The organism is Deinococcus pimensis DSM 21231, from assembly GCF_000519345.1.
Taxonomy (GTDB): domain Bacteria; phylum Deinococcota; class Deinococci; order Deinococcales; family Deinococcaceae; genus Deinococcus_A; species Deinococcus_A pimensis.
On sequence record NZ_KI912670.1, the window covers coordinates 22,122 to 30,147 of the forward strand.

Annotated in this window: 7 protein-coding genes; 4 read left to right on the forward strand and 3 right to left on the reverse strand. The window is 72.6% G+C overall.

Features of this window, described 5'->3' with window-relative positions; genetic code table 11:
• Nucleotides 1–48: 48 nt before the first annotated feature.
• From DEIPI_RS32705 to DEIPI_RS0119120, 3 genes are all read left to right on the forward strand, one after another.
• Nucleotides 49–2,196 (forward strand): ATP-binding protein, encoded by a 2,148-nt coding sequence (locus tag DEIPI_RS32705; protein ID WP_245588610.1) that lies wholly within the window; start codon nt 49–51, stop codon nt 2,194–2,196.
• A gap of 64 nt (nt 2,197–2,260) precedes the next feature.
• Nucleotides 2,261–2,683 (forward strand): hypothetical protein, encoded by a 423-nt coding sequence (locus DEIPI_RS0119115; protein ID WP_027482830.1) that lies wholly within the window; start codon nt 2,261–2,263, stop codon nt 2,681–2,683.
• 59 nt (nt 2,684–2,742) lie between these two features.
• Entirely contained in the window at nt 2,743–3,639 is an 897-nt protein-coding gene (locus DEIPI_RS0119120; protein WP_027482831.1) for an AEC family transporter, read from the forward strand.
• A gap of 474 nt (nt 3,640–4,113) precedes the next feature.
• Here the strand turns inward: DEIPI_RS0119120 and DEIPI_RS0119125 are convergent, their stop codons facing one another.
• Both DEIPI_RS0119125 and DEIPI_RS0119130 read right to left on the reverse strand, forming a co-directional pair.
• Nucleotides 4,114–5,388: a S8 family peptidase gene (locus DEIPI_RS0119125; protein WP_027482832.1), complete on the reverse strand. Its 1,275-nt coding sequence runs from the start codon at nt 5,386–5,388 to the stop codon at nt 4,114–4,116.
• Between the two features lie 256 nt (nt 5,389–5,644).
• A complete protein-coding gene (locus DEIPI_RS0119130) occupies nt 5,645–5,890 on the reverse strand; it encodes a VF530 family protein (protein WP_027482833.1) in 246 nt (81 codons plus the stop codon).
• A 78-nt stretch (nt 5,891–5,968) separates the two neighbouring features.
• On the opposite strand from DEIPI_RS0119130, the gene DEIPI_RS0119135 reads away from it, so the two are divergent.
• Entirely contained in the window at nt 5,969–6,601 is a 633-nt protein-coding gene (locus DEIPI_RS0119135) for a DedA family protein (protein ID WP_027482834.1), read from the forward strand.
• A gap of 7 nt (nt 6,602–6,608) precedes the next feature.
• Here DEIPI_RS0119135 and DEIPI_RS40395 read toward each other — a convergent pair.
• On the reverse strand, nt 6,609–8,026 hold a 1,418-nt coding region (locus DEIPI_RS40395), incomplete at its 5' end, for a class I adenylate-forming enzyme family protein (protein ID WP_169737157.1).

Consider the following 8,026-nt stretch of genomic DNA (forward strand, 5'->3'; position numbering starts at 1 on the left):
AGCTGGGAGCGGAGCGACCGGGCGCTCGTGACGGTCGTGGGGCGCGCGGTGACGCACGCGCTCGAACGAGCCGAGAACGCGCGGCGGCTCGAGGAGGAACGGGGCGCCCTCGCGGCCTTCGCGGCCTTCACGGAAGCCGTCAGCGAGGCGACCGACGTCCCCGCCCTCGTCCGCCTCGCCTTCTCCGTGCTGCCCACGCGCTTCCCGAGGGCGGTGGTCGGGTACTTCGAACCCGCCGGGGAGGGCGCGTGGAAGGCCGTGCACGTCACGGGACGGGGCCCCGAGCGCGAGGTTCGCGAGCACGTGACCACGCTGGAGCAGGACGTCACCGGGGCCGTGCGCGCGGGCCTCTCTCGCGACGCGCTGTTCGTGGACGACTGGGCGGGCGAGGACGACGCGGGAGGTCGTCCCTTCGGCAAGGTCGCCTTCTACCCCCTCAGGAGCGACGGTGAGGTCCGCGCGGTCCTCGCGTTCGGCGTGCGGGACCTGCGCCGCTGGGGGGACCGGGACCGGGCGCTCGTCGGCGCGATCGGCCGCAGCCTGCAGCTCGCCTTCGAGCGGATCGCCACCACGAGCGTCCACGCCCGGCAGAACGCGGAGCTCGCCGCGCGAACGCGCGCGCTGGAGGCCTTCGCGGCCCTCTCGCGTGACCTCTCCACGAGCAGCGGCACCCCGGCGCTCGTGCGGACCGCGCAGGAGGTGGTGCTGTCCCTGCTCCCGCCGGGCTACGGGGTGTTCTACGAGCTCGACGGGGACACCTGGCGTCTCACGGTCCAGACGGGCGACCTGCGCAACGACGCGCTCCAGGCCGCCGTGGACCGGGGTCTGCCGTACGCCTCGGCCCGCACGCTCGTCATTCCCTGGGAGAGCCGCCAGGCGTTCTATCAGGACGAGTACGACATCACCACCGACAACCTCCAGGAGTTCGCGTCGCACATCACGACGACGGCCGCGCTGCCCGTGCTGGCCGGCGGGACGCCCGTCGGGGTGTTCGTGGTGGGCCTCTTCGACACGCGCCGCTGGAGCGAGGTGGACCGCGCGATCCTCGAAGGGGTCGTGCGCAGCCTGGGGATCGCCGTGGAGGGCGCGCGCGGCGCGGCGGAGCTCGTGGAGCGCACCCGCGAGGTGCAGACGTGGCGCGAGCGCTACGAGGTCGCCGTGCGGGGCAGCGGCCACCTGCTGTACGACTGGGATCCCGTGACGGACCACATCGTGTACGGCGGCGCGGTGGAGGAGATCACCGGATACGCCGAGGACGAGCTGCAGGGCAACCTCGCCGACTGGACCGACCACCTCATCCACCCGGACGACCGTCCGCACTTCGCGGCGGAGATCGCGCGGGTCATCGAGACGCATGACGAGTTCCACCTGCCCTTCCGGGTGGTCCGCCGGGACGGCAGCGTCCGGCTCGTGGAGGACGACGGCTTCTTCCGGCGTGACGCGGCGCGCAACGTCACGCGCATGGTGGGGCTCGTGAAGGACGTCACGGAGCGCGAGCGCACGCTGGAAGCGCTCAGGCGCAGCAACTCGGAACTGGAGCAGTTCGCCAACGTCGCCTCGCACGACCTGCAGGCGCCCATCCGGGCCGTGACGAGCTTCGCGGACGCCGTGTCGCGGCGCTACGGCGACGCGCTCGATGAACGCGGCCAGGCGTACCTGCGGCAGATCGTGGAGAACGGCGAGCACATGAAGCGCCTCGTGGACGACCTGCTGACGTACGCGCGCGTGTCGCGAGAGCAGCACCCGATGGTCCCCACCGACGCGAACGAAGTGTTCGACATGGTCGTGCGGCGGCTCGGTCCCGACGTGGAGGCGCTCGGCGCTTCGGTGACGCGCGGCGGGCTGCCCGTGGTGCTCGCGGACGCGCAGCAGCTCGACCAGCTGCTTCAGAACCTCGTGTCGAACGCCCTGAAGTACCACCGGGAGGACGCCGCGCCCGAGGTCAGGGTGACGGCCCGCCGCGAGGGCACGTTCTGGCGCTTCGCCGTCGCGGACAACGGACTCGGGATCGAACCGCAGTACTTCGACCGGATCTTCGGGATGTTCCAGCGCCTGCACGGGCGCGGCCAGTACGAGGGCACGGGGATCGGGCTGGCGGTCTGCCGCCGGATCGTGCAGCGGCACGGGGGGCGTCTGTGGGTGGAGAGCGAGCCGGGACGTGGCAGCACGTTCCTGTTCACCCTGCCGTCCGCGTGACGGTCCTCATGAAAGCCTAGGAGCAAGGGTCGACGAACCGCGAAGTTAAAGATAACATGAAGGCATGAAGCCGGACTGGACGATCGCGCAGGTGTACGTCGTGCCCGCCCTGTTCTGCCTGCTCGCGGGCGTCCCGCACCTCCTCGGCAGCGGCCTCCACGGGATCGGCGCCGTCATGCTCGCCGTCTGGGCGGGCGTGAACGTCGCGAGGACCGTCCGGACGAGGCCGACGCCCGGCAGCGCTCCCCACACCGTGGGCCTGTGGCGCGTCACCGGACTCAACTTCGCCGTGGTCTGGCTCGCGGGAACGCTCGGCGGTCTCGTGGGCGGCGGTGACCTCGCCTTCGCCGCCGCCCTCACCTTCGCGGGCGCCGCGTGGCTCGCGCTGGGACACTGGCGTCCGCCGCGCCGCTGGCGCCGCGCCCTCGACGAGGCCGCGCGCAGGGTCCGCTCCACCCTGTCCCGTCCCGTCATGGGCGGCGCCTGACCCGACCAGACCTGGCGCGCCCGCACGACGTCAGCGTGCGGGCGCGTTAGACTCCGCTGGTGCTCGTCGCCCTCCTCAACGTCGTCCTGCCCGTCGCCCTCGTCGCGGCCGTCGGCGGCGCACTCGGACGGTTCGTCCGCGTCGACCAGGGCACCGTCGCGCGGATCGGACTGTACGCCCTCTCCCCGGCGCTCGCGCTCGACACGTTGCTGCACACGACCGTCTCCTCGGGCGCGGCCGGACGCGTCCTGCTCGGCTACGTCCTGACGGTCGCGCTGATGGGCGCCGCCGCCGCGCTCGTCGCGTCGCGTCAGCCCGGACGCACCCGCAGGTCCGTCGTGGCCGCCGTCATGATCGGCAACAACGGCAACTTCGGGCTGCCCATCTCGCTCTTCGCGCTCGGTCAGGCCGGCTTCCAGTATTCCCTGATCGTGTTCCTCGCGAGCGTCGTGCTGACCTTCACGGTGGGGCCCGCGCTGTACGGCGGGGGCGGCCTCGCGTCCAGCCTGAGGGCCGTCGCGAGGCTTCCCATCCTCTGGTGCGTCCTGCTCGCGGGCGCCCTGCGGGCCCTGCACGTCTCCCTCCCGGTCGGTCTGGACCGGGGCGTGCACCTCCTGTCCCAGGCGACCCTGCCGATGGTGCTCCTCGCGCTCGGCCTGCAAGTCGGCACGGGCGGCTGGCCGCGCGTCACCTGGCCCGTCGTGGCAGCGTCCACCCTCAGGCTCGCCCTCGGGCCGGTCGTCGCGGCCCTCGTCGCCCTCGGCGTGGGCGCGCGCGGTGTGGAGTGGCAGGCGCTGGTGCTGTCGGCGGCCATGCCGACCGCCGTGAACGCCTACCTGCTCGCCACCGAGTTCGAAGCGGACGTCGAGACCGTCGCGTCCACCGTCGTCGTGACCACCCTCGGCGCGCTCGCGTCCATCGCCGTGGTCGTCACGCTCCTCGGCACGCACCCCTGAACGGCGGTCCGGGGAGGGCGGCCGCCGGGCGGGCGGGCTCGCGGGGGAACCGTGGGCGTGAGCCGGATCACGTGCAGTCGTCCGTGCTCGTCACGGGACAGGTCGTGCCCGTGGGCGCGCAGCAGCGCGGCGAGCTCCTCCGGGGTGAGAAGGCGGGGAAACGGCGGTGTACGAGGACCGACGTCGGTCGGCCCCTTGAACGCGTGTGGAACGAGGCGCATGAGCTCCTTGGAGGCCTCCGGAGGGACCCCGGGACGACCAGTGGAACCGCTTCCGCGCGACGGCGCGGGCGGCACGGTCGTGGGTCGCCGCGAGGAGAGGGAGAACCGAGGAGACCGGCCCGCGCGGGGCCAATGGACCGTCCGGTGACGACCGTCTTCAGCATAGGGGCGCTGCGCCCGGGAGGACGTCGGGAACGCACTCGACCGGCGAAGGCCCCGGCGAGGAGCCGGGGCGTGCCGAGTTCGCCCGAGTTCAGAGGCCCGGCGTGTAGAGCAGCCGGTCCGGGCTGCCGTTCTCGCCCGAGATCACGCCCTGCGTGGTCTGACTGATGATCGCGCTCCTCACCGTCGCGGGAGACGCGCCGGGATTGCCCTGCAGGTACAGGGCCGCGGCGCCCGCCACGTGCGGGGACGCCATGCTGGTCCCGCTGATGGTGTTCGTCGCGGTGTCGTTCGTGTACCACGCGCTCTTGATGCTGCTGCCCGGCGCGAAGAGCTCCACGCACGATCCCCAGTTGCTGAAGCTCGACCGCGCGTCCGACGACGTGCTCGACGCGACCGTGATGACGCCGCTCGCGCGGGCGGGGGAGACGTTGCAGGCGTTCTGGTTCTCGTTGCCCGCCGCGACGACGACCGTCACGCCCGAGTTCCAGAGGTTGTTCACGGCGGTGTCGAGCGAACTCGACGCGCCGCCCCCGAGGCTCATGTTCGCCACGGCCGGTCCCGAGCGGTTCTGCCGGATCCAGTCGAGTCCGGAGATGATGCCGGAGATCGAACCGCTGCCGTTACAGTCCAGGACGCGCACGGGGATCAGCGTGACGCCCTTCGCGACGCCGTACGTGCTGCCGCCCACCGTCCCCGCGACGTGCGTGCCGTGCCCGTTGCAGTCGCTCGTGCCGCGCCCGTCGTTGATCGCGGAGGCCCCGGCCGCGACCCGTCCCGTGAACTGCGAGTGCGACGAGCGCAGTCCCGTGTCCACGATGTACGCCTTCACCCCGCTGCCCGTACGGTTGTAGGTGTAACTGCCGTTCAGGGGCAGGGCGCGCTGGTCGACCCGGTCGAGGCCCCACGTGGCGCCGCTCTGAGTGGCCTGCGCGCTGACGTCACCCGCCGGAGGACGCAGACTCACCACCTGATCCTGCTCGACGTACTCGACGCGCGGGTCGCGCCGCAGCTGAGCCACCGCCTTCTCGGAGAGCGTGGCCGCGAAGCCCGTGAACGCGCTCGTGTAGATGCCGTGGACGTCCGCGTCCGTGGCGCTCAGACCGAGCGCGCCCACGAGCGACCGCGCGGCCTGGGCCGTCACGCCGAGGCTGCTGACCCCCTGCGCGCTGACGGCATTCGGGGCGGAGGTGATCACGCTGCCGTCTCTGAGGGCCACGATGTAGCGGCCCGGGATGGTGTCGCCGGAAGTGTAGAGCGGCGCGAGCTCGCCCTGAGCGGCGGGAGCGGTCGTGGTGGGCGTGGTGCCGCAGGCGGCGAGCGCGAGGGTCAGGCCGATGACGGGAACAAGGGAAGTGATACGCACGTCGTGGTCCTCCGTGAGTGGGTACGCTTTGAATTTTTGGTGATCACCGGGGGTGATTATCGCGCCTTCTACTTCGTGAGGACGAGGGTTTTTTCTCGTGCCGTCGTTCGTTTCGTTCGCGGCGCACGCCGAGGACGCCGCCCGGCCCGTGTGGGCCGGGCTTCCGGGGGTTCCTGCTCCGAGGTGGGACTTTCGCGGCGTTCGCCTCGCGCCGAACGCAAGCTGAGAGGGACGTGAAGCCCGCAACCGGCGGGCGTCAGTCGAGGTCCGCGACCTCGGGCTGACGGCGGACGGTCTCCACGTACAGACCCTCCACGCGCGCCCTCGCCCAGGGGGTGCGGCGCAGGAACTTCAGGCTGGACGAGACGCTGGGGTCGTACTGGAAGCACCGCACGGGCACGCGCCGCGCGAGCTCCTCCCAGCCGTAGAACGCCGCGAGTCTCGTGACGATCCGCTCCAGGGTCACGCCCTGCAGGGGGTTGGGTCCGCCGGGTCGGGTCATGCGGGGTAGCATAGCGCCGCCTCGCCGCCGACGTGCGGTCCCCCTGGACCGACGGCGCGCGACGTGACAGCATGAACCGTGCTGAACGCCCTGCTGAGCTGGCTGGAGACCCTCGACCCCACGGCGGTCCACGCGGTGAACGCGCTGCTGCTGGTGCTCGAAGGCGTGGGTCTGCCCGCCATTCCCTTCGAGGCGAGCATGCTCGCGCTGGGCCTGCTGGGACAGTCGGGGCACGTGCGTCTCTGGGAGGCGATCCTGATCGGCGCGATCGGCAACACGATCGGCAACGTGATCGGCTACTACCTCGGGGAGCCCCTCCTGAGGGTCCTGCCGAGACGTCTGCGCGAGCAGAGCGCCATGACGGCCATCGAGCGTCTGATGAGGAAGCACGGCCCCTGGATGGCCGTGGTGAGCCGCTGGTTCGGCCCGATGCGGACGCTGTTCATCCTGCACGCACGCTCGGCGGGGCTGGGGGTGCTGCCGTACGCGGCCTGCTCGTTCGTGGGGGCGCTCTCGTGGACGGCGGTGTGGCAGACGGGCCTGTGGATCGGCGGGACGGTGTTCCTGACCCTCTGGCACCGCTATCAGGAGTACGCGCTGATCGTGGCGGTGCCCACGGGGCTGGCGGTGTGGCTCGTGCTGCGCGCCCGCGCCGCGAGACGCGCCAGGCGGGCGGCCCCCGTCGAGACCGAGCGCGTTCCCGAACCCTGATTCCGGGCTAGACCTGCGGCAGCCTGCGCCGCACGAGCTTCCCGACCGTGTTGCGGGGCAGTTCGTCCACGACTTCGACGTGCACGGGCCGTAGGCGACGTGGCAGCAGCGCTTTCAGGTCCGCCGAGACGCGCGCGGCCGTCACGCCCTCCCAGCCTGCGCCCACGACGACGAACGCGGCGAGCGCCTGTCCGTACTCCTCGCTCGGGACGGCCCGCACGGCGCACTCCCGCACGTAGGGCAACCCAGACACGCGGGCCTCCACGTCCTCCGGGAGGACCTTCTCCCCACCGACGATCAGGAGATCGTCCCGACGACCGCACAACGTCAGAACGCCCGAGGAGGACAGTCTCCCGAGGTCGCCCGTGGCCACCTCCCGGCGTCCCGCGCGGACGTGGACCTCTCCCACCTCGCCCGGCGCGGCGGCGGTGCCGTCCGGCAGACGAACGCGGAGGCGGATGCCGGGCAGGGTGCGTCCGACACTGCCGGGATCCGCCAGGAGGACCCGCGGCGTCGCGAGCGTCGCGAGGCCCCACTCGCTCGCGCCGTACAGGTTGCACAGCACCGGCCCGAAGCGCGCGAGCGCGCGCCGGGCGAGGTCCTCCCCGAGCGGCGCGGAGCCGCACACGATGGTCCTGAGGGCGGGCGCGTGCCCTCCCTCGTGCGTCAGCAGGCGGTACAGGACCGTGGGCACCACGACCAGCACCTCGATCCCCGCCTGCTCCAGAGTGTTCCAGACCTGCCGGGGCGGCGCCCGATGCAGGAGATGCAGGGGCGCGCCCAGCGCGAGGGACGCGGCGAGCGTGGCGAGGCCGTGCCCGTGGAAGAGCGGGAGGGTCAGCGCGGTCGGGGCGAACGCCCGCAGCTCCAGCCCGTCCACGAGGCCGGGCAGCGTGCGCAGCGCGAGCCGGGCGTTCGCGGCGCGTCTCACCGCGCGCGGCTCGCCCGTCGTGCCGGACGTGAGCAGCACGAGCCTTCCCGCCGGACGACGGCCGAGCGCCGGGGTCCTCGCCCCGTCCGAGGTGAGGGCGGAGAGGGCCAGGGTGCGGAGTCCCGTGGTGCTCGCGACCTCGCTCGCGCGCTCGTCGTCCGTCACGATCACACGGACCTTCTGCTCCCTGAGGGTGGACTGGGTCCGCTGCGGCGGGGCGGAGGGGTCGAGCAGGACCAGCGGCACACCCGCGCGCGCCGCGCCCAGCAACGTGACCACGAACCCCGTGGAACTGTCCGCGAGCAGGCCGACGGTGACGCCCCGCGGTCCGCTCACCGCGAGCCTCGACGCCGCCCGGTCCGCCAGAACCCGGAGGTCCGCGTAGGTGGTGACCCTTCCGTCCTCCACGAGTGCCGGGGCGTGAGGAAAGCGCGCCGCCGTCCACGCGGCGAGCGCGTACAGCGACGGCGGGTGCCTCACGAGGACCGACACGC